This window comes from Telluria sp. AZSoR62, assembly GCF_058111565.1.
Genome location: NZ_JBYTST010000011.1, coordinates 42,547 through 65,943, shown reverse-complemented (window position 1 = coordinate 65,943; position 23,397 = coordinate 42,547). Strand labels below are relative to the sequence as shown.

Sequence of the window (23,397 nt, the reverse complement as noted above, 5' to 3'; positions counted from 1 at the left end):
GGGAAGCGAAGAACGGCGTGTGGGTGTTGGAATGGGCATAGGCAGTATGAATGCGGTCGAATGCTCCCGCCGTTGCCGGGGGGAGCGCCAAAGCGCAAGGATACAGCCTTATATTGATGCCGTCATGCAATATGTATGGAATATGGGTTAGGCGAAAGCGAATTCGCGCGCCTGCAACGCCGGATGTGCGGGGACACGGGCGTGTGGCGCGGCCACGACCGGCGGCGGCACGGCCGGGCCGATGTCGATGTCGGGGTGGTGGGTGTGGAAGAAGAAGCCCAGCAGCGGATGGGACGCCTCGGTGTAGCGCTGCTCGAAGCTGGCGATCTCGAAGGCCATCACGCGGTGCGGGATGTTGCCGACGTGGCGCAGCGCGACGGGGCCCTGCTCCGGGAACACGTCGGTGAACAGCATCTGCTCGTACTGGCGGTCGACCGGCGGTCGGCCGGTCGCGACCGAATAGTCGATGGCGTTGTCTTCGCAATACATGAAGCAAGCCTTGATCAGTGCCACCTTGACCATGCGGCCGACGCGGCCTTCGTCGATGCCCAGGCGGGTCGCTTCCACCAGGCGGCGGCCCTGCAGCCAGTGCGGCAGCTCGACCGATTCCTCGACGCCCAGCGGACGATAGAGGTTGGTGCGGATTCGGGTGCTGCCCAGTGGCGAGCCATCGAGCTTGGACTCGGCCAGCAGCACGATGGTGTCTGCTTCATAGTCGGCCGCTTCGGGCCGGGCCAGCACACGTGCGAAGTCGGGCACATGGCGGGCATAGGCGGCGTGGCGGACCTGGACCGCTTTCAGCAGGTCGGCTTCGGTTTCAACCCGGCGGATGGTGAAGGGCAGGCGCTCGGTAGCGCGGCCGGCGGCACGTGCTTCGCGGGCAGCGCGCACGCTCGCGCCGGCTGGTGTGGAGACGACTGGGTCGAACAGCGACATGACGGGGTACTCCTCGGGTTGAAAGAATGAAACAGAACTTGTCTGAATCAAATTATCAATCCGATTACTAGCAATCTAATTGCTGAGCAGAAGCACTTAAAGCCTTCTATTTGTCCTACGTCAATGAAAGAATAGTCCTACATCCAACCATGCGCGTCAAAAATGGTGTAAGCACGCCACATTCCCCCGCCTACATCATGCGCGCAGTGCCCGAAACGCGGATCGACGCACCCGCTTCCGGCCCGATCTCCGCAACCAGGCGCGAGCGCATGCCCATGTCTTCGCCCTGCACCACGTCGATGCGCCCGCCGTGGGGCCAGCCGAGATCGCGCAGATAACCGGCCAGGGCCGCAGTGCCGGCGCCGGTGGCCGGGTCTTCCAGCACGCCGCCGGACGCGAACGGATTGCGGGTATGGAACAGCTGCGCGTGTTCCGCATACGCCAGCACGATCGTTACCAGGCCGTGGCCGTTCATCAGGCGCCGTCCTGCGTCGAGCTCGTAGGACATGCGCGCCAACGCGGCGCGGCTGTTCAGCGCCAGCACCAGGTGGTCGGCGCCGCCATGGGCCAGCGCCGGCGGAATGCGCTCGTCGAGGTCGGCGCGGGAATAGCCGAACAGGCCGAGTGCGGCCTCGACCAGCGGCGCCGGGGCCGGCTGGCTGCGGGTGGGCGGCGACTGCAGGCTGGCCGCGACGCGCTCGCCCTCGACCCGGCCCTCGACCGAGATGGCTGCCGAGTTCAGGGCCAAGGCATAGCGGCCGTCGCCGAAACGCCGCGCCAGCGCGGCACCGAGCGCGATGGTGGCGTGGCCGCAGAAAGGCACTTCGGACTCGGGCGAGAAATAACGCACCCGCCAACCCTCGCCTGCCGGTGCCGCGAATGCCGTTTCCGAAAAGCCGATGGCCCGGGCCAGCCCGGCCATCTCGGCCGCAGGCGGCAGCGCGTCGCCGATCCAGACCCCGGCCGGATTGCCGCCGGTCCCGTTGTCGTCGAACGCTGCGATGCGCAGCACCTGGTCCAGCTTTGCAATGACTTCCATGGCGGGTTCTCGTTGTGAAGGAATCGTCATCATAACGCGCCCCTGCCGGACCTGCCCGCAGGCCCGCTCACTGCCCGTCGGGGCTACCCTGCCCCATCCCCTGGCGCATCGACTGCGCCATTTCCTCGGGCGAGACGTCGCGGATATGGGTGGCGATCGACCGGCGGTGCCCGAAGGGGTCCTCGACCACGCCGTAGCGGTCGCCCCAGAACATGTCGGACGGCGCCATGCGCGCCTTGGCGCCCGCCTCGACGGCGCGCTCGAACAGCTGGTCGACGTCCGGCACCGCGAGGTGGATCGTGACCGGCGAGCCGCCCAGCGCGGCCGGCCCGGTGGCGTCCCAGTCGGGGAATTCATCCATCAGCATCACCATCGAATCGCCGATGCGCACCGCCGCATGGGCCAGCAGGCCGCCCGGCCCGGGCAGCCGCATGATTTCCTCGGCGCCGAAAGCGCGCCGGTAAAAATCGATCGCCTCGGCCGCGCCGGCGCAGACCAGGTGCGGGGTCACGGTATGCACGCCGTCTTCGACGGGCTTGACTGCGGATTGCGTGGCGTTCATGGCATCTCCTCGGGTTGGAAGAGTGAGTGACATTAGCCCTGTCCGAAGGTTCGGGCAATCTCCAAAAGGCTTGACCCGGAGGCCTGCTGCCGCTAGTATTTAGACATTCATCTAATTAGAAAACGATCAAACATGGCCGGACCGCTGAACGAGGTCTTCAAGGCGATCGCCGATCCGACGCGGCGCGAGATCCTGCGCCTGCTGCGCAACGAAGAGATGAGCGCGGGCGACGTGGCGGCGCGGTTCGACATGACCAAGCCGACCGTGTCGCATCATTTTGCCGTGCTCAAGGCAGCCGGCCTGATTACCAGCCGGCGCGACGGGCAGACCATCTGGTATGCGCTCGACACCACGGTGCTCGAAGACGTGCTGGCCTGGTCGATGGACATGGCGCGTGGCGCCAGGGGAGACAAACAATGAAGAAACCGATGTGGAAGCGATTCCTGGTGCTGTTCCTGGCCGTGTCGCTGCTGACCCTGAACCTGGTGCTGGCCCTGTATCCGGACCTGCCTTCGCTGGTGCCGGTGCACTGGAATGCCGATGGCGAACCCGATCGCTGGGGCCCGCGCGCGATGGTGCTGCTGTACTCGGCCTTCATGCTCGGCTCGGGCGCGGTGTGGCTGGTGCTGCCCAGACTCTCGCCGAAACGCTTTGCGGTAGAGGAGTTCGAATCGACCTGGTGGTACCTGGGCATGGTGAGCGTGTCCTGCTTCGCCTACCTGCAATGCGTGCACCTGTGGGGCGCATGGAAGCCGGGTTTCAATGTCGACCGCGCCATGCTGGCCGGCCTGGCCATGTTCTTCATCCTCGCCGGTAACGTGACCGGCAAGGTGCGCCGCAATTTCTGGCTCGGCGTGCGCACGCCGTGGACGCTGGCCAACGAGCGGGTCTGGTATGCGACGCACCGGTTCGCGGCCAGGACCATGGTGACCGGCGGCGTGCTGGCCATGCTTGCGGTGCTGGCCGGATGGCCGACGCTGGTGGCCCTGGCGGCGCTGGGCGTGGGGGCGCTGGTGCCGGTGGGGTATTCGCTGGTGTACTACAAGCGGCTGGAACGGGCGGGGACGCTGGAGGCCTAGGGTTTGTTACCGGTTCACCGATCCAGCACCGCCTGCAAGCGCAGCGCCAGAAAATCCACCAGCGCCGCCACCCGCGGCGCCAGGGCGCCCTGCTTGTAGAACACCGCCCATACCGGCTGCGCCCACGCCAGCGTAGCGTCTTCCAGCACCGGCACCAGGCGCCCGGCCTCCACATCGTCCCGGGTCAGGAAATCCCCCAGCGACGCGATCCCCGCTCCGCCCAGCGCCAGGTGGCGCAAGGTCTCTCCACTCGATGCGTGCACGCCAGGACTCACCGTCCACCCTTCCCCGCCGGCGTGCCGCAACGGCCAGGTATTGAGCGAGGCCGGCGCAGTGAATCCCAGCGTGCGGTGCGCGCTCAACTCCGCGGCCCCGGCCGGCGCGCCGTGCTTGTCCAGATAGGCGGGCGAGGCCAGCACGCGCAGGCGCGTCGTGCCCAGGCGCCGCGCATTGAGGGTCGAATCGGGCAGTGCGCCGATGCGGATCGCCAGGTCGGCGCGCTCCTCGATCAAGTCCACATAGGTTTCGCCGCTGACCAGTTCCAGCTGCACCAGCGGGTAGGCGTCGATGAAGTCGGCCACCAGGGGCGCGAGCAGATGGTCCAGCGCCGGCGTGGCCGCATTGACCCGCACCAGGCCCGCGGGCTGCGAACGGCGCGCGGCGGCTTCGAGTTCGGTGTTGGCCAGGTCGGCCAGCAGACTGCGCGCGCGCCCCAGCAGCCAACTCCCCTCTTCGGTCAGCTGCAGGCGCCGCGTCGTGCGGCGCATCAGCGTCATCCCCAGGTGATCCTCGAGGCGCGCGATCGTGCGCGACACGCCCGATGGGGTTTGCCCGAGCCGCTCGGCGGCGGCCGAGAACGACCCTGTATCTATGACTGTAGAAAATGTAATCAAAGCCTCTACGTCGATCATTCGTGACTCCAGATCAAAAATCAATTGTACGTCGACACATTTTTCTTTGGTGCGGCGAGCGGCACACTGCATGCCTTTCCACGACATGCACCAGGAGCCACCATGCCACTTGCACTCTGGGCGCTGACACTCAGCGCCTTCGCCATCGGAACCACCGAATTCGTCATCGTCGGCCTGATACCCACCATCGCGGCCAGCCTCGGCGTGTCCGTTCCCTCCGCCGGCCTCCTGGTCAGCCTGTACGCGCTGGGCGTGGCGATCGGCGCGCCGGTGCTCACGGCCTTGACGGGCCGCATCCCGCGCAAGCAGCTCCTGATCGGCCTGATGATGCTGTTCACGATCGGCAACCTGGTGGCCTGGATGGCGCCCGGCTATGCGGCGCTGATGGCCGCGCGCGTGCTCACTGGCCTGGCGCACGGCGTGTTCTTCTCGATTGGTTCGACCATCGCCACCAGCCTGGTGCCGAAGGAAAAAGCGGCCAGCGCGATTGCCCTGATGTTCACCGGCCTGACCGTGGCCCTGGTTACCGGCGTGCCGCTCGGAACCTTCATCGGCCAGCACTTCGGCTGGCAAGCGACCTTCCTGGCCGTGTCGCTGCTGGGCGTGGTCGCCATGATCGGCAGCTGGATCCTGGTGCCCTCGGATATCGCTGGCAGCAACGAAGGCGGCAAACCCGCCAGCCTGCTCACGCAACTGGCCGTGCTGAAGAAACCCCGCCTGCTGCTGGTGTACGCCGTCACCACCCTCGGCTACGGCGGCTCCTTCATCGCCTTCACTTACCTGGCGCCGATCCTGCAGGAAGTAGCGGGCTTTGCGCCCTCCAGCGTGGGCCTGGTGATGCTGGTGTACGGCGTCTCGGTCGCGGCGGGGAATATCTGGGGCGGCAGGCTGGCCGACCGCAAGGGACCGCTGGCGGCGCTGCAGATCGTGTTCGCCCTGCTGGCGCTGGTGCTGGTGGTGCTGGCCTTTACCGCGCGAAGTCAGGCGCTGGTGCTGCTCACGGTGCTGGCCTGGGGCGCAGTCGCCTTCGGCAATGTGCCTGGCCTGCAGGTGTATGTCGTGCAGCGCGCCGAACGCGATGCGCCGCATGCGGTGGATGTGGCCTCCGGCCTGAACATCGCCGCCTTCAATGTCGGCATCGCGCTGGGCGCCTCGGGCGGCGGCCTGGTCGTCGCGAAGCTCGGCTTGATGGCCACGCCCTGGATCGGCGCCGTCATCGTGGCGGGCGCCTTTGCCCTGACCACCCTGGCCGCCTGGCTGGATCGCCGCGACGGCGTGCCGGCGAAGGTGGTGCGCAGCGCCGCCGTCGCCCATTGACGCAGCGGCCTACTCGTCCAGCTCCGGATAGTGGCGGAAGATCCCGTTCTCGTTGAACGGCACCCGCCGGGGCGAGGCCAGGTAGGCCGCGATGTTCGGCCGCGCCGCGACCCGGTCGCGCAGCTGGCCGAGCGCCGGGTACTCGCCTTCCAGGCGCTTCATCGCATTCGGGTAGGCGTAGCGCAGGCCTTCGATCAGCTGAAACAACGACAGGTCGGCATAGGTGGGCTTTTCGCCCACCAGCCAGTGGCGCGGCTCGGGATTGGTCAGGATGCGCGAGAAGTAGCCGAAGAATTTCGGCAGGCGCGTCTCGATGAAGTCGGCGGCGCGGCGCTGCGCTTCCGGCTTCTGGTCTTCGTAATACAGCGAGGTGGCGATCGGGTGGTGGGTGTCGTGGGCCTCGGCGACCAGGTCGGCGATGGTCAGCTGCAGCTGGTGGGTCCAGAGCCGCCCCGGGTCGGTGCGCGGCGCCAGGCCATGCTGCTCGCCCAGGTAGAGCAGGATGTTGGCGACCTGGCCGATCGTCATCTCGCCGGCCTTGAGGAAGGGCGGCGCGAACGAGGGGTGGGCTTCGGTGTCGAGCGCCGTCAGCAGCAGGTCCATGCCGCCGGGACGCCGCGCCACGTCCACATATTCCGCCCCGGCCTCTTCGAGCGCGAGCCGGACGAATTCGCCCCGGCCCTGAATGCCCGGCCAGTAAAAAAGTTCGTACGCCATCTCGCTCCCCCAGGGTGTTTCGGTCTGGCGCAATTATCGGCGATGAATTGGAAGCGTGTCGCCGCACAAACATGGTAGGCTTGCGGTGCCTGTCAGGCGAAAACAAAAAGTCAAATAATAGAGAGAGACCACATGACCGCTTCTTCTGACCCAGGTTTCACTTCCTCATTGCTTTTGCACTATCCGGGCACAAGCTAGCTTTTCGGCAGATAATGCTTTGTGGAATTAACTTTCTGCAAAGCCAGCCCGTCGTCCCTTGACGGGCATCCAGTTAAAGACAGGGGCGCCCTTGCTGCGCCCGCAACTTTATGCCGAATGGAGCGCCCCGCATGATCTTCGCTCATTTAACCAAGCATTGGCTCGCCCGCCGCGGCCAGTACACGCCTGCTTCCTGGATGCTCAGCATCGTGCGCAGCCTGCGCGTGCTGCGCTACTGGCGCGAGCACCAGGCCCTGTGCCGTCTCGAGCTGGTACGCCGCTTCGTGGCGGCCGCACCGAACGACGACCTGTTCCACCACCTGAGCCACCGCAGCTACCTGGCGAATGACCTGAGCGCCCGCCAGCGCGTGCAATGCGTGCTCTCGCACTACCGCTTCGAAGACAGCACTTTCAGCAATGCCTACCACCAGCTGGTGTATGGCAGCGGCGGGCTCACCCTGTGGCAGCACCAGGCGCAGCTTGACAGCGGCGAGCACACCTTCCTCCTGCGCCTGGAGATGGCGCCGCGCAGCGATGCCGAGGGCGACCTCACCATCTCGCTGGTCGCCGACGGCAAATACCTGCACCGCCTGTCCTACACCTGGGTCGATGGCCAGCTGGCCGGCGTCGACCTGCCCACCGTGCCTTTCGTCACGCGCAACCAGGGCCGCTGGACCGATTCCGGCGCCGCCTTCGACGCCTTCGAAGAAGCCTTCCCGAACAATTCGCCGAGCTTCTTCTGCTTCGCCGCCATGCAGGGCGTGGCGCAGGCGGTGGGCATCGACCGCGTGGTGGCCATCAAGTGCACTTCGCATATCGCCTACAACCCGCTCGACACCAAGCATTTCGAGAATGCCTACGACGGCTTCTGGAAGGTGCTGGGCGGGGTCGAGATGCCGGGCCGCAGCTACCTGGTGCCGCTGCCTTTCTTCCTCAAGCCGCTGTCCGAGATGCCGTCCAAGCACCGCAAGCGCGCGGCGCAGCGGCGCGAATACTGGCGCGCCATCGGCGACTCCACCCGCTCCACCATGCTGCGCCACATGGCGCCGGCGCTCGCCGCCAAGGCGCGCACGGTGGCCGCGCCCGCGACCGCGGAAGCCTGAGCTTCACCTCGCAGGTCAAACAGTCCAGCGGACTATTTGACGGCCGCTTGACGATCAGCGGCAACGCAAGCGCCACCACTGCTTGCCACATTCACCACACCCGCCCGGGACCGTGGTACACTGCCGCCTCGCTAGGGGTCCTGGACGTGCCATGCACGATCCGGGTGAGAGATACCCTTCGTACCTGATCTGGATAATGCCAGCGAAGGAAAGCGCAAAGCAGTTCCCCATCTTGTTTGCCCTTCCCCCACGTTGGCTCCGGCTTTTCCAAAAGCAGCGCGCCCAATGAGCAATCCGTGGCGCGCGAAGACGAGCAAACACATGACATTCAACCTGAAGCAATCCGTCCTTGCCTGCGCCGTCCTGCAGGCCTTCTCCGCGACCGCCTCGGCGCAGCAAACGCCTGATTCCGTCGCCTCGGTGGTCGTCACCGGCAGCCGCTGGGTCGCCAGCGACCGCGCCAGCATCGGCGGCTTTTCCGATGCGCCGCTGCTCGACACCCCGGCCGCGATCAGCGCCCTCACCCGCACCCAGATGCAGGACCTGTCGATCCGCAACGTCACCGACGCGGCCCGTTTCGACGCCTCGGTGGGCGACGCCTATAACGCGGTCGGGTATGCCGAGCAGTTCTCGATCCGCGGCTTTGCCCTCGACAACGCGACCAGCTACCGCAAGGACGGCATCGCGATTCCGGCCGATACCCAGATCCCGCTCGAGAACAAGGAACGCGTCGAAACCCTGCGCGGCCTGGCCGGCCTGCAGGCAGGCGTGGCAGCGCCCGGCGGCATGGTCAATTTCGTGACCAAGCGCCCGACCGCCACGCCGCTTCGCTCGGCGCTGGTGGAGGTGAGCGAGCGCGGCACCCTGCACGGCTCGGTCGACCTGGGCGGGCGCTTCGAGGACCGCCGCTTCGGCTACCGCATCAACGCCGCCGCCGAGGACCTGAAGTCGTATGTGCGCGGCGCCGACGGCGAGCGCCAGTTCGCTTCGCTCGCCTTCGACTGGCAGCTGACCCCGGACGCCCTGGTGCAACTGGACCTCGACCACCAGCACCGCTCGCAAATCACGGCGCCGGGCTACCAGCTGATCCGCAACGAAACACTCCCGACCGGCGTGTCGCCCAGGACGCTGCTGAACAACCAGTCCTGGACCAAACCCGTGGACACCGACAGCAGCAACCTCGGGCTGCGCTTTGAATACCGCATCAATCCGGACTGGACCTTCACGGCCAACGCCAACAAGCACTGGTTCAAGCGCGACGACTACACCGCCTTCCCCTACGGCTGCAGCAACGAGGCCGAAGGCTACTATCCTGGCTACTGTTCCAACGGCGACTACGACGTCTACGACTACCAGAGCGTGGGCGAGCGCAAGACCCCGTGGGGCGCGCAGGCGATGCTGCAGGGACGCTTCAACACGGGCGCGGTGCGCCATGCCTTGAGTGTGGGCGCGGCCATGTCGGAGCGCCACGACAGCTTCGGCGAATACGTCTACGACTACGCCGGCTACAGCAACATCTACAATAACCTGCAGGTCGATCCGGCCCCGGGCAATCCCGCCACCGGCCCGGTGATGGAGCGCCGCAGCGACCGCGAGACTTCGCTGTTCGTGCAGGACGTCGCTACCTTGTCGCAGAGGTTCACACTGCACGCCGGCCTGCGCTACGTGAAACTCAAGCGCGACGAGCTGGCCGAGATCGGCCAGCCGCGCGTCAAGGCGAATGACAGCTTCGTGCTGCCGAGCGTGGCGCTGGTCTACAAGCCGGCGCGCGACTGGAGCGTTTATGGGTCGCTCAGCCACGGGCTGCAGCACGGCGGCATCGCCGAGATGGGCACCACCAACGAGAACACCGCCCTGCCGCCGAGCCGCTCGAAGCAGCTGGAACTGGGCGTAAAGGGCGTCGTCAGCAATGCGGTCATGGTCTCGGCCGCGCTGTTCGACATCAAGCAGGGCCTGGAATACGTGAACGCCGCCGGCACCTTTGTGCGCGCCGGCGAGCAGCAGCACCGCGGGTTCGAGCTGGCGGCCCAGGGCAAGCTCCATGCGGACCTGAACTACAGCCTGTCGATGATGGCGCTGGACGCGAAGCAGACCGGCACCGGCGACGCCGCCGTCGAAGGCAAGCGCGTGACCAACGTGCCGCAGCTTCGTTCGACTGCGTGGGTGGAATATGCGGTGCCGGCGTTGGCTGGTTTGAAAGTGGACGCGCTGTGGCAGTACTCCGGCAGCAAGGCCTTCGATCCGGCCAACCGGGCGGTGGTGCCGGGCTACCATGTGGCTGGCCTGGGCGCGTCCTATGCTTTGAGGTTCGGGGGGATGAACACGATCCTGCGCGCCCGCGTCGACAACGTCTTCGACAAGTTCTACTGGCGCGACGTGACCCAGTCGCTGGGCGGCTACCTGCTGCCGGGCGCGCCGCGGTCCTTCCGCCTGTCGGCCCAGTTCGACTTCTGAAGCGGTCTAGCCTGCCACGTTGACCGTGGCAGGCAGGTTTCAGTCGCCGAGATCTTCCAGCTTGCCCAGGCAGCGGCGCTGGAAGCCGTTCAATCCGCTGGCGACCAGGCTGTTGTCCGGCTCGATCACGCCGGCGTCGAGCAGCAGGCGCAGCTTGGCGATGCGGTCGCCCTGGGCCAGGGCCTGGGCCAGGTGCGGCGTCTCGCCCTCGTCCGGCTCGCCTGAGCGCGCGATGGCTTCGACCACGTCGGCCGGGAAATCCCAATGCCGGGCAATCACCGAGGACAGCTGGCGGCTGGCCTCGAACAGCGCGATCCCGAACGCGCCGGAGTTCGGCACCTTGCCTTCGCAATGGCGATCCGCCACCTGGAAGGCCACCTGCAGGCCCACGTTCTGCATCAGGCCGGCCAGGTAGGCTTCGAACACGCTGGCCGACAGGCCCGGGGCCATCACGCTGGCGGCAAAGGCGCAGCGCTCGGAATGGCGCCAGACGTTCGGCGCCACGGCGCGCGCGACGCCCTGGACCTTGACCCGCACCAGCGGCCGGAAGGCGATCCGCGCCAGCAGCATGCGCAGGCCGTTCAGGCCCAGCATCGCCACCGCCCCGTCCAGGGTTTCGATCGGCGTGGCCGGGCGGTAGTAGGCGCTGTTGGCTTCGCGGATGACTTCGGCGACCAGCACCAGGTCGCGTCCCACCTCGGCCGACAGCGCGGCGCTCGAGATGTTCTCGTCCGACAGGGCGTTGAGTAGCTGCGAGACCAGGTCGGGAATGCGCGGCACCAGGCCCGACGCATTCTCGGGATCGGTCGCCAGCGCCCGCACTTCGCCCAGGATTGCTTCTTCGACTTCAGGGGTAGCGTTGGTGCGGCTCGACCCCACCAGCCAGCGGTAGAAAGCAGTGTCGATATCGAGCACCGCCTCGTCAGTGTCCACGGCGGCCGCCGGGACGTGGCCGGCCGGCGCGTCAGTCTCCTTGCTGGTGCCGCCTAACAAGCGGTCTAGCCATTTTTTCACGGTACACCGCCATCGGTAAGAGAAAAAATTTATTCTAATACCATACGGCAACAAATCCTAGCACTAAGACGCGTTTCCTTGACCTGGGGCGTTGCCGGGACGCCCCAGCAATGCTTCCACCTGCGCCAGGCGGTGCGCCAGGGGGCCTTCCAGTAGCAGATACGGGATGCCGCGTTCGTCCAGCGTCTGCACCAGCATCCGGTGCACGTTCTGGCGCACTTCCTCGGATTCGCGCTGCAGCCCGTCCGGCTCCCAGGGGCTGTCGGGCGCGGTCACCAGGGTATGGGCGTAGTCGTGGCGACTGTCCAGGCGGGCCAGCTGCGGGTCCACCCTGCCCCAGTACTGGCGGCTGTACAGCGCCGTCATGAGCGGCGTGGTGTCGCAGAACAGCCAGCGCGTGGCGCGGCCGGCGGCGGCGTCCTCGCGCGCGCGCTGGGTGCAGGCGATCGGGTACTGGTCGCTCTCGAAAGGCACGCGGGCATGCAGGTCGACGAATTCGCGCAGGTATTCGGGCACCCACACCGTGCCGTAGCGCGCGGCCAGCGCTTCGGCCAGCGTGGACTTGCCGGACGATTCGGCGCCCAGCACCGCGATGCGCGCGACAAGCGCCATCATGCATCCCGCCGCGCGATGTTCGACCAGGCGCGCCAGCCGGTCCAGGCCATCAACACGAACAGCGCATACAGGAAGGCGGTCAGGTTCAGGCCCTTGTAGAGGTACAGGCCGACGTAGAGCACGTCCACCACGATCCAGACGATCCAGTTCTCGACCTTCTTGCGGCCCAGCAGGAGCTGGCCTACCAGGCTGCCGGCGGTCAGGAAGCCGTCCGCGTGCGGCACGTCGGTATCGGTGTAATGGTCGAGGAAGGAAGACAGCAGGATGAAGCCGAGGGCCCAGGCGCCGATGGCCCACCCCCAGCCAAGGCGCGTCAAGCGCGTCACCACGAGCGGCTGGTCGCCGGCCCCATGCAGCCACTGGTACCAGCCCCAGATCGAGGCCGCGATGAAGACGAACTGCAGGCCCATGTCGCCATACAGCCTGGCGTCGAAGAACACGACGGCGTAGGTGCCGGAGGAGGCAATCGAGAACAGCCAGGCCCAGTGCTTCTGGCGGATGTTGAGCGCCACCGTGGTGACGGCCAGCAGGAAGGAGAGCAGTTCCAGCGGCGTGGTGGCCAGCCCGGCGAGATTGAGCGTGTCGTTCATGTGGTCCAGTCGAGAGACGCCGGATGGTAACAGCCGCAGCCGGACAGGACAAGGCCGCGGCGATGTGCACCGCCGCGGCCCCTGGACAAACGACGACCCGGTTTACTTCTTCGGGTACTTGATCGTCATTTCCTTGAGCAGGTTGTCGGCATGGTCGACTTCCTGCATCACCCACAGCATGTAGCGGATGTCGACGTGGATTGCGCGCGTGATGGCGCTGTCGAAATACCAGTCCTTGGTGATCGATTCATAGGTCGAATCGAAGTTCAGTCCCACCAGCTCGCCGCGCTTGTTCATCACGGCCGAACCCGAATTGCCGCCCGTGGTGTCGGCGCTCGACAGGAAGTTGACCGGCACGGTGCCCAGCGCCTTGTCCTTGAACACGCCGTAGCGCTTCTGTTTCACCGCTTCCGTCAGCGCGGCCGGGACGATGAACGGATCCTTGGTGGTGGCCTTCTCGACGATGCCTTCCACGGTCGTGAACGGGCCCTTGACCAGGCCGTCGCGCGGCGAGTACGGCGCCACGGTGCCGTAGGTCACGCGCAGCGTCGAGTTGGCGTCCGGGTAGACCGGCTTGCCCTGCGACTTCTTCCAGGCGATCACGGCGCTCATGTATTGCGGGATGACGCGCTCGAGATTGCCTTCGAGCTCGTTGCGGCGGTTCTCCAGGCCCATGCCGGTGTCGTGCAGGCGCACGGCCAGCGCGATGAACGGGTCGCCAGACTTGCGGAAGGCGTCAGGATCCTTGCCGATCCAGGCCAGGCGCCTGGCGGTGTCGCCCAGTTCGCTGCTCTTGTACATCGCGCCCAGCGCGTTGGGCGCCGGCAGCAGCGCGTCCAGGCCTTGCGGGCGGACCTTGGCGTCGATGCGGGCATAGCGCGCCAGGGCGGCGCCGTAGCGGGCTTCGTCCACGCTGGCCACGAAGGACTGCTCGAGGCGGCTCAAGCGCGCCTTGATAAAGGAGAGGTCGCGCTCCTGGTAGCCGGTTTCGCGCTGCGGGTCGGGCTTCTGGCGTTCCAGCGCCAGGCGGTACAAGGTGCGCGCGCTCTTGAGCAGGTCGCTGTGGGTGGCTTCCGCCCACGCGGCTTCCTGGCGCGACTGCGCCATGTCCTGCGCGATCACGCTATCGAGCTCGCCCAGCAGGTTCTTGCCGCCGCCCGCGCCATTCTGCCTGTGCCACGCACGGAATTGCGCGTCCTGCACGTCCTTGATCGCGGCGATGTCCTTGCGCGCGAAGCCATCCATCAGGCCCTGGGTCTTCTTGAGCACGTTGTTCAGGCTCTTGGCCACGCTCGCATAGCGCACGTCCCAGGCCGGGTTGCCCTGGGTCGCGGCGGCGATCACCGACAGGTCGGCGGTGATGCTCGCGGCCTTGGCCGGGAAGTCGACGTCGCGCGCGAAGCGGATCTCGCTGGGGAGCTTGTAGCGGCTGGTGCGGCCCGGGTAGCCGGCCAGCAGGATCGGATCGCCGTTCTTCAGGCCTTCGGCCGACACCACCAAAAAGTCCTTCGACTTGTAGGGCACGTTGTTCGGAGACGGGTCGGCCGGGCGGCCGTCCGGGCCCACATAGGCGCGCAGGAAGGAATAGTCGCCGGTCTGGCGCGGCCACTCGTAGTTGTCGATGTCGCCGCCGAAGTTGCCGATGCGGTCGGACGGCGCATACACCAGGCGCACGTCGCGGATCATCAGCTGCTTGATGCGGTAGTACTCGAGGCCGCGGTGGAAGGCCGGCACCGAGCAGCGGGTCGACTTGTCGGTCTCGCACTCGGCGATCAGGGACTTGATGCGCGACTCGACCAGCTCGTGGCGCTCGCGGCCGCTCAGCGTGGGGGCCAGGCCCTTGAGCACGCGCTCGGTCACGTTCTCGACCTTCTCGGTCACGTAGACCAGGGTATTCGGGCCGCCCGGCAGTTCCTCGGCGCGGGTCTTGGCCAGGTAGCCATTGACGATGTAGTTCTTCTCGGGCGTCGCGTTGCGCTGGATGGCGCCATAGGCGCAGTGGTGATTGGTGACCACCAGGCCGTCGGGCGAGACGAAGGCGGCCGAGCAGCCGCCCAGCGACACGATCGCGCTCATCGGGTGCTTGCCCAGGTCGGCCAGCTTCTCGGCCGGCATGGTGATGCCGATGCGCTTGAGTTCGGATTTGAGTTGCGGCAGCTGGTGCGGCTGCCACTGGCCTTCATCGGCGATGGCAATGCTCGCGGCGCCCAGCAGGACGACAGGCAGTACGACGGATTTGAACAAAATGAACCCCGGATGGATGGAAAAAGCAGCCGGGAGTATAGCTTTCTTGTACCCAGGTTGGGTCGTTTTTTGGCGTCTTGACGCCCCGTGCAGCCTGGCCTGCACGCACCATTTCAATAAGGACCAAATAGTGGCGGATGAAAACGGCGAAATGCATGACTTATCACGGCGCCGGCCTGTTTTATTATTTCCTATTAGTACGGTGCATAGGGTTATTGCGAACCTGTCTATACTAAAAGCCAGAACGGTACATACACCTTCTAACGCTTTGCGCGCGTTATTGCAAAGTCCAGGACCCGTGTAAATCACAACGTTTATCAAACCACTTGGAGCCGAATATGAAGAAAATCATCCCAGCTATCCTCGCCCTGTCGATTACCGCCGCCGTCGCCCTGCCGGCAGCAGCCCAGAACACCACCCCTGACAACACCGTCACCACCTCCACCACCACCGTGCCCGTCGAAGAAGACCGCGACTTTGGCTGGATCGGCCTGCTGGGCCTGGCTGGCCTGCTGGGCCTGCGCCGCAAGCACGACGACCACGTGCACCGCACTACCACCACCACGACCAATCCGAACAATCGTTAATTTTTAATCGGTTACGCGATCGGTATTGCAGCGTTCAATACGCGCTGCAACACGGAAAAGCGAATAGTCGTCGTGCATCTTTTAATAATGCACATGGCAGGGAGCGAATATATCGCCGCCCTGCCATTATGCGTTACCAGCCGGTTTATATAATACCGGCTGGATTATCCCTGCTGCCTGCCCTCCCTGTTATTCGCCCTGCCGATCGATTATCCGGCCGGGGCCGGATTGCTCAGCCGGCTCGCCAGCCGCCGCCGAGCGATTGGATCAACAGCACCGCCGCGGCCTGGCGGTCGGCCTGCACCTGCACCAGCGAACGTCGCGCGGCCAGCGCCGTCGCCTGGGCCTGCACCACTTCCGAATAGCTCACCTGCCCTGCTCGGTAACGGTTCAGGATCTGCTGCTCGACCTTGTCGGCCGCCTCGGAGGCGACCTGCCGCAGTTCCTGCTGTTGCTCCAGGATGCGGGTGGCCGTCAGCTGGTCTTCCACGTCCGCAAACGCCGCGAGCACGGTCTGGCGGTAACGCGCGACGGTGGCCTGGTGGCGCGCCTCGGCGCCCGCCACGCCGGCGCGGGTGGCGCCGGCATTGAAGATCGCCTGCGCCGCCGACAGGCCGAAGGACCAGGCGGCGTTCGATGCCGACAGCAGGTCGGACACGCGGCTGCCGCCCGTGCCGAGCGACCCGGACAGGCCGATGTCGGGGAAATAGGCGGCCCGCGCGATGCCGATCTCCGCATTCGCAGCGGCGACGTCGCGCTCGGCGGCGGCGATGTCCGGGCGGCGCTGCAGCAGCGTGCTGGGCACGCCCACCGGCACCGCCGGCACGCTCACGCGCCAGGCCGGCGCGGCAGCCAGCGTGAACTCGCTGGGGGCCTTGCCGAGCAGGACCGCGATGGCATGCTCGAACTGGGCGCGCTGGCGCACCAGCGAGAGCTCGTCGCCCCTCGCATTGGCGAGCTGGGTCTGCGCCTGCAGCACGTCGGTGCGGGCGACAATGCCGACATTGAATCGGTTCTGGGTGATCTGCAGCTCGCGCTCGTAGCCGGCAATCGTGCGCACCAGCAGCGCGCGTTGGGCGTCTAGCGCGCGCACGGCAAAGTAGTTGGCTGCCAGTTCGCCCTGGGCCGCAAGGGTCGCGCTGGCCAGGTCGGCCGCGGAAGCGTCGGCGCCCGCCTGCGCGCTGCTGACGCCGGCGCGCAGGCGGCCCCACACGTCGGGCTCCCAGCTGCCGCCCAGGTTCAGGCGGTAGGAACTGTCCGCACCCTGGTTGCGCACGCCGGAGCGGTCCGCGCTCAGGCCCAGGTTCACGGCCGGGAACAATGCGGCGCGCTGCTGGCTCACCAGCGCCCTTGCCTGCGCATAGTTCGCGACGGCGACCGCCACGTTCTGGTTCGAGACCGCGACGCCGGCCGCCAGCGCGCTCAGCTCCGCATCCTGGAACAGCTCCCACCAGGGGCCGCGCTCGAGCGCGTCGGCCGGGGCGGCGGGCACCCAGCCCTGCGCCTCCTTGAAGGCCGCGGGTTCGGGGGTCGTGGGGCGCTGGTAGGCCGGGCCGACGGCGCAGCCGCCCAGGACGGACGCCGCAAGGGCGATGAGCGAGAGTCGGAAGCGCAGGTGCATGGTATTCATGGTTTTACCGGGGTCGGGTCGCCGTCGAAGGCATGGCGGGACAGCTGCTGCTCGTCGGGCTTGCGGGTGCGCAGCTTGTCGAGCAGGACGTAGACGACGGGGGTGGTGAGCAGGGTCAGTACCTGGCTGGCCACCAGCCCGCCGATGATGGCGATGCCCAGCGGCCGGCGCAGCTCGGAGCCTTCGCCGAAGCCGATCGCCAGCGGCAGCGCGCCGAGCGCCGCCGCCAGCGTGGTCATCAGGATCGGGCGGAAGCGCAGCAGGCAGGCTTCGCGCACCGCTTCCATCGCGCTCAGGCCGCGTGCGCGCTCGGATTCGAGGGCGAAGTCGATGATCAGGATCGCGTTCTTCTTGACGATGCCGATCAGGAGGAACACCCCGATCAGCGCGATGATCGAGAACTCCATCCGGAACAGCAGCAGGGCCAGCACCGCGCCCACGCCGGCCGAGGGCAGCGTGGACAAGACCGTCACCGGGTGCACCAGGCTCTCGTACAGGATGCCCAGCACGATGTAGATGACGACGATCGCCGCCAGGATCAGCAGCGGCTGCTCCTTGCTGGATTCTTCCGCCGCGCGCGCCGTGCCCTGGAAGCTGCCCCGCACATTGGTCGGCATGCCGATCTCGGCTTCGGCCTGCTTGACGGCCTGCTGCCCGTCTTCCAGGTTGAAGCCCTCGGCCAGATTGAACGAGACCGTGGTCGCCAGCTCGCCGTCCTGGTGGTTCACCGAGGTCGGCGTCGAGCTTTCGGCGAAGCTGGCGATCGTCATCAGGGGCACCATCGTGGTGGCGCTGCCTGACAAGGCAGAGCCGCTGGAGGGGTCGCGCGCGGCCGTCAGGTTGGCCGGGGCGGCCGGCGTGCCTGCCGCGGGCGCGCCGGATGTGGCGCCCGTCGTTGGGGCGGCGGCCGCGCCCCCGTTCCCGCGCGCGGGCACGTACACGTCGCGCAGCGCTTCCGGCGACTGGGCATAGCGCTGGGCCACGCCCATGATCACGTGGTACTGGTTCAGCTCATCGTAGATGTTCGCCACCTGGCGCTGGCCGAAATTGTTGTACAGGGCGTTGTTGATGTCGCGCGTGCCGATCCCCAGGCGCGAGGCGGTGTCCTTGTCGATGGTGACGAAGGTCTCGACGCCGTTCTCGGCCTGGTCGGTGTCGACGTCGACCAGCGAAGGCTGGCGCTTCATGCTTTCCGCCAGGCGCGTGGCCCATTGCTTCAGGTCGGCCGCGTTGTCGCTTTTCAGGGTGTACTGGTAGGTGGAATTGCTGGAGCGCCCGCCCATGCGCAGGTCCTGCACCGGATTCAGGAAGATCGACACGCCGGTCACGCGCGCCAGCCGCGGGCGCAGGCGCGCGATCACCGCCTGGCCGGTGTCGCCCTCGGCGCGGTCGCGCACGGGTTTGAGGTTGATGAACATGAAGCCGCCTCCGGCCCGCCCGCCGCCCGTGAAGGCCACCACGGTATCGACCGCCGGGTCGCGCTTGATGATGTTCACCAGCTGGCGCAGCTTGCCCTGCATGGCCTGGAAGGAGATGCTCTGGTCGGCACGGATGCCGCCATTGAGCTGGCCGGTGTCCTGCTGCGGGAAGAAGCCTTTCGGGGCGGCCGCGAACAGGTAGACGTTCAGGGCCACCACGAAGCCGAGGATCAGCATCACGAGAACGCGGCTAGCGAGCGCCCAGTCGAGCGATGCTTCGTATCCGCGCAGCACGCGGTTGAAGCCGTTCTCGGACCAGCGCGCCAGGCGGCCCGGCTGCTTCTTCCGGTCTTCTTTCCTGAGCAGCCAGGCGCACATCATCGGCGTGGTGGTGAGCGAAATCACCAGCGAGATCATCACCGCCGCCGACAGGGTCACGGCAAATTCGCGGAACAGCCGGCCCACCTGCCCGCCCATGAACAGCAGCGGAATGAACACCGCCACCAGCGACAGCGAGATCGACAGCACGGTGAAACCGACTTCGCGCGCGCCCAGCAGCGCAGCCTGCATGCGGTCCATGCCGGCCTCGATGTGGCGCGCGGTGTTTTCCAGCACCACGATGGCGTCGTCCACCACGAAGCCGGTGGCCACCGTCAGCGCCATCAGCGACAGGTTGTTCAGGGAAAAACCCAGCAGGTACATGACGCCGAAGGTCCCGAGCAGCGACACGACCGTGGCCACCGCCGGAATGATGGTGGCGCGCACGCTGCGCAGGAACACGCTTACCACCAGCACCACCAGCAGGATCGACAGCACCAGGGTGAATTCGATCTCGTGCAGCGAGGAGCGAATCGAATTGGTGCGGTCCGAGGCCACCTGCAGCTTGACGTCGCCCGGCAGCTGGGCCTGCAGCGACGGCAGCAGCGCGCGCACGCCGTCCACGGTTTCGATGACGTTGGCGTCCGGCTGGCGCGTGATCAGGACGATCACGGCCGGCTCGCCATTGAACAGGCCAAGCGTGTTCACGTTCTCGACGCCGTCGATGACCTCGGCCACGTCCTGAAGGCGGATGGCGGCGCCGTCGCGCCAGGCCACCACCAGGTCGCGGTACTCCGCAGCGGTGCGCCCGCCGTTGCCGCCTGCCGGCTGCGAATAGATCTGCAAGCGGTGGCCATTGCCTTCGATCGCGCCCTTGGGGCGGTTGGCATTGGTGGCCTGGATCGCCGCGCGCACGTCTTCGCTCGAGACGCCGTATTTGTTCAGGGCATAGGGCAGCAGCTCGACCCGCACCGCCGGCAGCGAGCCGCCGCCGATCTCGACTTCGCCCACGCCTTTTACCTGCGCCAGGCGCTGCTGCACCAGGTTCGAGACCGACTCGTAGATCTGGCCGGGCGAACGCGTCTTGGAAGTCAGCGCCAGGATGATCACCGGCGCGTCCGAGGGGTTGGCCTTGCGGTAGGTCGGGTTGCTGCGCAGCGTGGCCGGCAGGTCGGCGCGGCTGGCATTGATCGCGGCCTGCACTTCGCGCGCGGCAGAGTCGATTTTCCGGTTCAGGTCGAACTGCAGGCTGACGCGCGTGGAGCCGTTGCCGCTGTTCGAGGTCATTTCATTGACCCCGGCGATCACGCCCAGGCGCCGCTCCAGCGGCGTGGCCACGCTCGAGGCCATGGTCTCGGGGCTGGCGCCGGGCAAGGACGCCGACACCGAAATGGTCGGGTAGTCCACCGCCGGCAGGGGCGAGACCGGCAGCACGAAGAAGGCGCCGATGCCTGCCAGCGCAATCCCCAGCGTCAGCAGGACGGTCGCGATCGGGCGTTCGACGAAGGGGCGCGACAGGTTCATGCGCCGACCTCCTCCGGCTTGGCTCGCGCGCGCCCGCTGCGGCGGCGCGCCAGGCGGTCGAAGGCCAGGTAGATCACCGGCGTGGTGAACAGGGTCAACAGCTGGCTGACGATCAGGCCACCGAAGATGGCCAGGCCCAAGGGGCGGCGCAGTTCGGCGCCCTCGCCCCAGCCCAGCATCAGCGGCACCGCCGCGAACAGCGCGGCCAGGGTCGTCATCAGGATCGGGCGGAAGCGCAGCAGCGCGGCCTGGCGGATCGCGTCCAGCGGGCTTTTCCCGCCGTCGCGTTCTGCCTCGATGGCGAAGTCGATCATCATGATGGCGTTCTTCTTGACGATGCCGATCAGGAGGATGATGCCGATGATGCCGATCACCCCCAGGCCCTGCCCCGTCACCCACAGCGCCAGCAGCGCGCCCACGCCGGCCGAGGGCAGCGTGGACAGGATGGTGAGCGGGTGCACGTAGCTTTCGTACAGCACGCCCAGCACGATGTAGACGCAGACCACGGCGGCCAGGATCAGCCACAGCTGGTTCGACAGCGACGCCTGGTAGGCGCCGGAAGCGCCGAGGAAGGTCATGGTGACCGAGGCCGGGAGCTTGATGTCCTCGGCCGCTTCGCGGATCGCATCGACGGCGGTGCCCAGCGACGTCCCGCCCGCGGTATCGAAGCCGATCGTGGTCGATGGATACTGGGCCACGTGGGTGATCTGCAGCGGCGCTTCGCGTTCCGTCACTTTCGCCACCGCCGCCAGCGGCGTGGGCTGCCCCGAGCCGGTACGCAGCTGCAGCCGGCCGAGCGCATCGAGCGACATCGCTTCGTCCTGCTGGGCTTCCAGGATCACGCGGTACTGGTTGGTCTCGGTGAAGATGGTCGAGACGATGCGCTGCCCGAAGGCGCTGTAGAGCGCGTCGTCCACCGAGGCGGCCGTGATCGACAGGCGCGAGGCCGTGTCGCGGTCGATGTCCACGAAGGCGGCCGCGCCCACCGCGCCGGCGTCGCTGGTGACGTTGCGCAGCTCCGCGCGCTTGGCCATCTGCGCCACCAGCTTGCCGGCCCAGGCGTTGACGGTGGCGCTGTCGGCGCCTTCCAGCGACAGGCGGTACTGGGTCGGGCCGCTTTCGGCGTCGATGGTCAGGTCCTGGGTCGGCTGCACATACATGGTCACGCCGGCGACGTTGGCCACGCGCTGGCGCAGGCGGGCCATGATCTCGTCCTGGTCGTCCTCGCGCTCGCCCTTCAGGTTGATCAGCATGGTGCCGGTATGCAGCATCGTGTTGTTGGCCGCGTCCACGCCGACATAGGAGCTGAGCGACTCGACCGCCGGGTCCTGCAGCACTTCGCGCGCGGCGGCCTGCTGCAGCTTGGCCATGTCAGCATACGAGATCGACTGGCGCGCCTGCAGGCGTGCCTGCAGCTGGCCGGTGTCCTGGGTCGGGAACAGGCCTTTCGGGATCACCATCCACAGCAGCGCGGTCAGCACCAGCGTGCCCAGGGCGACGAGCAGGGTCAGGCCCTGGCGCGCCAGCACCCAGCCCAGCGCCACGTCGTAGCGCTGGATGATGCGGTCAAAAAAGGCCTGGGTCCGCTGCGCGAAGCGACCCGGGCGTTCTTCTTCATGGCTCTTGAGCCAGCGTGCCGACATCATCGGCACCAGGGTGAGCGACACCACGGCCGAGATCAGGATGGTCACGGCGAGCGTCACCGCGAATTCGCGGAACAGGCGCCCCACCACGTCGCCCATGAACAGCAGCGGAATCAGGACGGCAATGAGCGAGACGGTCAGCGAAATGATGGTGAAACCGATCTGCGCGGCGCCCTTGATGGCGGCGGCCATCGGCTTTTCGCCCTCTTCGATATAGCGCGCGATGTTCTCGATCATGACGATGGCGTCGTCGACCACGAAGCCGGTGGCGATCGTCAGCGCCATCAGCGACAGGTTGTTCAGGCTGTAGCCCATCAGGTACATGATGCCGAAGGTGCCGATCAGGGAAATCGGCACCGCCAGGCTGGCGATGATGGTGGCGCGGATGCTGTGCAAAAAGGCGAAGATCACCAGTACCACCAGGGCCACGGCCAGCAGGAGTTCGAGCTGCACGTGGTGGACCGAGGCGCGGATGCCGGCGGTGCGGTCGCTCAGCACGTCCATGCGCACCGAGGCGGGCAAGCCGGCCTGCAGCTCGGGCAGGCGTTCGCGGATACCGTCGACGGTGGCGATCACGTTGGCGCCTGGCTGGCGCTGCACGTTGAGGATGATCGCCGGTTTCAGGTTGGCCCAGGCGCCGATGCGCACGTTCTCGGCGCTGTCGACCACCCGCGCCACGTCTTGCAGGCGCACCGGCGCGCCATTGCGGTAGGAGACGATCAGGTTCTTGTAGTCCGGGACGCTCAAGAGCTGGTCGTTGGCATTGATCGCATACGAGCGCGTGGGGCCGTCGAAATTACCCTTGGCGCTGTTGGCATTGGCCGCCGTGATGGCGCTGCGCAGGGTGTCCAGGCCCAGGCCGTAGGAAGCCAGCGCTTCGGTGTCTGCCTGGATCCGCACCGCCGGACGCTGGCCGCCGGAGAGCGAGACCAGGCCCACGCCCGAGACCTGGCTGATCTTCAACGCCAGGCGGGTGTTGACCAGGTTCTGCACTTCGGTCAGCGGCAGCGTATCGGACGTGATGGCCAGGGTCAGCACCGGCGCGTCGGCCGGGTTGACCTTGGCGTAGACGGGCGGGGCCGGCAGGTCGGTCGGCAGCAGCGAGCCGCCGGCATTGATCGCGGCCTGCACTTCCTGCTCGGCCACGTCCAGGGTCTGGCCCAGGCCGAACTGCAGGGTAATCACCGACACGCCCGAGGCGCTGGTGGAACTCATGCGCGTCAGGCCCGACATCTGGCCGAACTGGCGCTCCAGCGGCGCGGTGACGGTGCGCGCCATGACTTCGGGGCTCGCGCCCGGATACAGGGTCTGCACCTGGATAGTGGGGAAGTCCACCTGCGGCAGCGCCGACAGCGGCAGGAAGCGGTAGCCGACCATCCCGGCCAGCACGATGGCCAGCATCAGGAGGGCCGTGGCGACCGGACGGCGGATGAAGGGGGTGGAGGGATTCATCCGGCTGCCCCGTGCCGCGCATCGGTGAGCGCTTCGGGCGCCTGCA

18 protein-coding genes and 1 riboswitch are annotated in these 23,397 nt (G+C 67.0%); of the genes, 6 read left to right on the top strand and 12 right to left on the bottom strand.

Features of this window, described 5'->3' with window-relative positions:
* Positions 1-147: 147 nt before the first annotated feature.
* The 3 genes from AC3XQU_RS17240 to AC3XQU_RS17230 form a co-directional block, all read right to left on the bottom strand.
* Entirely contained in the window at positions 148-936 is a 789-nt protein-coding gene (locus AC3XQU_RS17240; protein ID WP_489875397.1) for an N-acyl amino acid synthase FeeM domain-containing protein, read from the bottom strand.
* Between the two features lie 190 nt (positions 937-1,126).
* Positions 1,127-1,975, bottom strand: a complete 849-nt coding sequence (locus AC3XQU_RS17235) for a PhzF family phenazine biosynthesis protein (protein ID WP_489875396.1) — start codon at positions 1,973-1,975, stop codon at positions 1,127-1,129.
* Between the two features lie 67 nt (positions 1,976-2,042).
* Positions 2,043-2,537, bottom strand: coding sequence for a VOC family protein (locus tag AC3XQU_RS17230; RefSeq protein ID WP_489875395.1), 495 nt, complete (start codon positions 2,535-2,537; stop codon positions 2,043-2,045).
* 132 nt (positions 2,538-2,669) lie between these two features.
* On the opposite strand from AC3XQU_RS17230, the gene AC3XQU_RS17225 reads away from it, so the two are divergent.
* Positions 2,670-2,957: an autorepressor SdpR family transcription factor gene (locus tag AC3XQU_RS17225; RefSeq protein ID WP_489875394.1), complete on the top strand. Its 288-nt coding sequence runs from the start codon at positions 2,670-2,672 to the stop codon at positions 2,955-2,957.
* Entirely contained in the window at positions 2,954-3,616 is a 663-nt protein-coding gene (locus tag AC3XQU_RS17220; protein ID WP_489875393.1) for an SdpI family protein, read from the top strand. Before AC3XQU_RS17225 ends, AC3XQU_RS17220 begins: the two co-directional genes overlap by 4 nt.
* Positions 3,617-3,630: 14 nt before the next feature.
* Here the strand turns inward: AC3XQU_RS17220 and AC3XQU_RS17215 are convergent, their stop codons facing one another.
* Positions 3,631-4,527, bottom strand: a complete 897-nt coding sequence (locus AC3XQU_RS17215) for a LysR family transcriptional regulator (protein WP_489875392.1) — start codon at positions 4,525-4,527, stop codon at positions 3,631-3,633.
* A gap of 102 nt (positions 4,528-4,629) precedes the next feature.
* Here AC3XQU_RS17215 and AC3XQU_RS17210 point away from each other — a divergent pair, with 102 nt between their 5' ends.
* Positions 4,630-5,844 (top strand): MFS transporter, encoded by a 1,215-nt coding sequence (locus AC3XQU_RS17210; protein WP_489875391.1) that lies wholly within the window; start codon positions 4,630-4,632, stop codon positions 5,842-5,844.
* A gap of 9 nt (positions 5,845-5,853) precedes the next feature.
* Here AC3XQU_RS17210 and AC3XQU_RS17205 read toward each other — a convergent pair whose 3' ends face one another.
* Complete coding sequence (locus tag AC3XQU_RS17205; RefSeq protein WP_489875390.1) at positions 5,854-6,561, bottom strand: glutathione S-transferase; 708 nt, start codon at positions 6,559-6,561, stop codon at positions 5,854-5,856.
* 329 nt (positions 6,562-6,890) lie between these two features.
* On the opposite strand from AC3XQU_RS17205, the gene AC3XQU_RS17200 reads away from it, so the two are divergent.
* Positions 6,891-7,862 carry a DUF535 family protein gene (locus AC3XQU_RS17200; RefSeq protein WP_489875389.1) on the top strand — a complete coding sequence of 324 codons (972 nt, stop codon included), beginning with the start codon at positions 6,891-6,893 and terminating at the stop codon, positions 7,860-7,862.
* 123 nt (positions 7,863-7,985) lie between these two features.
* Positions 7,986-8,090, top strand: a riboswitch (TPP riboswitch).
* 93 nt (positions 8,091-8,183) lie between these two features.
* Positions 8,184-10,316, top strand: coding sequence for a TonB-dependent siderophore receptor (locus tag AC3XQU_RS17195; RefSeq protein WP_489875388.1), 2,133 nt, complete (start codon positions 8,184-8,186; stop codon positions 10,314-10,316).
* Between the two features lie 39 nt (positions 10,317-10,355).
* Here AC3XQU_RS17195 and AC3XQU_RS17190 read toward each other — a convergent pair whose 3' ends face one another.
* From AC3XQU_RS17190 to AC3XQU_RS17175, 4 genes are all read right to left on the bottom strand, one after another.
* Complete coding sequence (locus AC3XQU_RS17190; RefSeq protein ID WP_489875387.1) at positions 10,356-11,330, bottom strand: HDOD domain-containing protein; 975 nt, start codon at positions 11,328-11,330, stop codon at positions 10,356-10,358.
* A 63-nt stretch (positions 11,331-11,393) separates the two neighbouring features.
* Positions 11,394-11,945, bottom strand: coding sequence for an AAA family ATPase (locus tag AC3XQU_RS17185; protein ID WP_489875386.1), 552 nt, complete (start codon positions 11,943-11,945; stop codon positions 11,394-11,396).
* A complete protein-coding gene (gene pnuC, locus AC3XQU_RS17180; RefSeq protein ID WP_489875385.1) occupies positions 11,942-12,535 on the bottom strand; it encodes a nicotinamide riboside transporter PnuC in 594 nt (197 codons plus the stop codon). Before pnuC ends, AC3XQU_RS17185 begins: the two co-directional genes overlap by 4 nt.
* A gap of 102 nt (positions 12,536-12,637) precedes the next feature.
* Positions 12,638-14,779: a S46 family peptidase gene (locus AC3XQU_RS17175; RefSeq protein WP_489875384.1), complete on the bottom strand. Its 2,142-nt coding sequence runs from the start codon at positions 14,777-14,779 to the stop codon at positions 12,638-12,640.
* A gap of 338 nt (positions 14,780-15,117) precedes the next feature.
* On the opposite strand from AC3XQU_RS17175, the gene AC3XQU_RS17170 reads away from it, so the two are divergent.
* Positions 15,118-15,366: a WGxxGxxG family protein gene (locus AC3XQU_RS17170; RefSeq protein WP_489875383.1), complete on the top strand. Its 249-nt coding sequence runs from the start codon at positions 15,118-15,120 to the stop codon at positions 15,364-15,366.
* A gap of 232 nt (positions 15,367-15,598) precedes the next feature.
* Here AC3XQU_RS17170 and AC3XQU_RS17165 read toward each other — a convergent pair whose 3' ends face one another.
* Genes AC3XQU_RS17165 through AC3XQU_RS17155 form a run of 3 tightly spaced genes read right to left on the bottom strand, consistent with a single transcriptional unit; the run spans position 15,599 to position 23,351 of the window.
* Complete coding sequence (locus AC3XQU_RS17165; protein ID WP_489875382.1) at positions 15,599-16,996, bottom strand: efflux transporter outer membrane subunit; 1,398 nt, start codon at positions 16,994-16,996, stop codon at positions 15,599-15,601.
* Complete coding sequence (locus AC3XQU_RS17160; protein ID WP_489875381.1) at positions 16,993-20,256, bottom strand: efflux RND transporter permease subunit; 3,264 nt, start codon at positions 20,254-20,256, stop codon at positions 16,993-16,995. The genes AC3XQU_RS17165 and AC3XQU_RS17160 overlap by 4 nt, the downstream gene beginning before the upstream one ends.
* Entirely contained in the window at positions 20,253-23,351 is a 3,099-nt protein-coding gene (locus AC3XQU_RS17155; protein WP_489875380.1) for a multidrug efflux RND transporter permease subunit, read from the bottom strand. Before AC3XQU_RS17155 ends, AC3XQU_RS17160 begins: the two co-directional genes overlap by 4 nt.
* Positions 23,352-23,397 lie beyond the last annotated feature (46 nt).

Coding starts and splice junctions, on each gene's coding strand:
- pnuC (WP_489875385.1), bottom strand. CDS start 12,535: ATGAACGACACGCTCAATCTCGCCGGGCTGGCCACCACGCCGCTGGAA.
- AC3XQU_RS17205 (WP_489875390.1), bottom strand. CDS start 6,561: ATGGCGTACGAACTTTTTTACTGGCCGGGCATTCAGGGCCGGGGCGAA.
- AC3XQU_RS17230 (WP_489875395.1), bottom strand. CDS start 2,537: ATGAACGCCACGCAATCCGCAGTCAAGCCCGTCGAAGACGGCGTGCAT.
- AC3XQU_RS17235 (WP_489875396.1), bottom strand. CDS start 1,975: ATGGAAGTCATTGCAAAGCTGGACCAGGTGCTGCGCATCGCAGCGTTC.
- AC3XQU_RS17170 (WP_489875383.1), top strand. CDS start 15,118: ATGAAGAAAATCATCCCAGCTATCCTCGCCCTGTCGATTACCGCCGCC.
- AC3XQU_RS17165 (WP_489875382.1), bottom strand. CDS start 16,996: ATGAATACCATGCACCTGCGCTTCCGACTCTCGCTCATCGCCCTTGCG.
- AC3XQU_RS17240 (WP_489875397.1), bottom strand. CDS start 936: ATGTCGCTGTTCGACCCAGTCGTCTCCACACCAGCCGGCGCGAGCGTG.
- AC3XQU_RS17200 (WP_489875389.1), top strand. CDS start 6,891: ATGATCTTCGCTCATTTAACCAAGCATTGGCTCGCCCGCCGCGGCCAG.
- AC3XQU_RS17195 (WP_489875388.1), top strand. CDS start 8,184: ATGACATTCAACCTGAAGCAATCCGTCCTTGCCTGCGCCGTCCTGCAG.
- AC3XQU_RS17215 (WP_489875392.1), bottom strand. CDS start 4,527: ATGATCGACGTAGAGGCTTTGATTACATTTTCTACAGTCATAGATACA.
- AC3XQU_RS17220 (WP_489875393.1), top strand. CDS start 2,954: ATGAAGAAACCGATGTGGAAGCGATTCCTGGTGCTGTTCCTGGCCGTG.
- AC3XQU_RS17185 (WP_489875386.1), bottom strand. CDS start 11,945: ATGATGGCGCTTGTCGCGCGCATCGCGGTGCTGGGCGCCGAATCGTCC.
- AC3XQU_RS17225 (WP_489875394.1), top strand. CDS start 2,670: ATGGCCGGACCGCTGAACGAGGTCTTCAAGGCGATCGCCGATCCGACG.
- AC3XQU_RS17160 (WP_489875381.1), bottom strand. CDS start 20,256: ATGAACCTGTCGCGCCCCTTCGTCGAACGCCCGATCGCGACCGTCCTG.
- AC3XQU_RS17155 (WP_489875380.1), bottom strand. CDS start 23,351: ATGAATCCCTCCACCCCCTTCATCCGCCGTCCGGTCGCCACGGCCCTC.
- AC3XQU_RS17210 (WP_489875391.1), top strand. CDS start 4,630: ATGCCACTTGCACTCTGGGCGCTGACACTCAGCGCCTTCGCCATCGGA.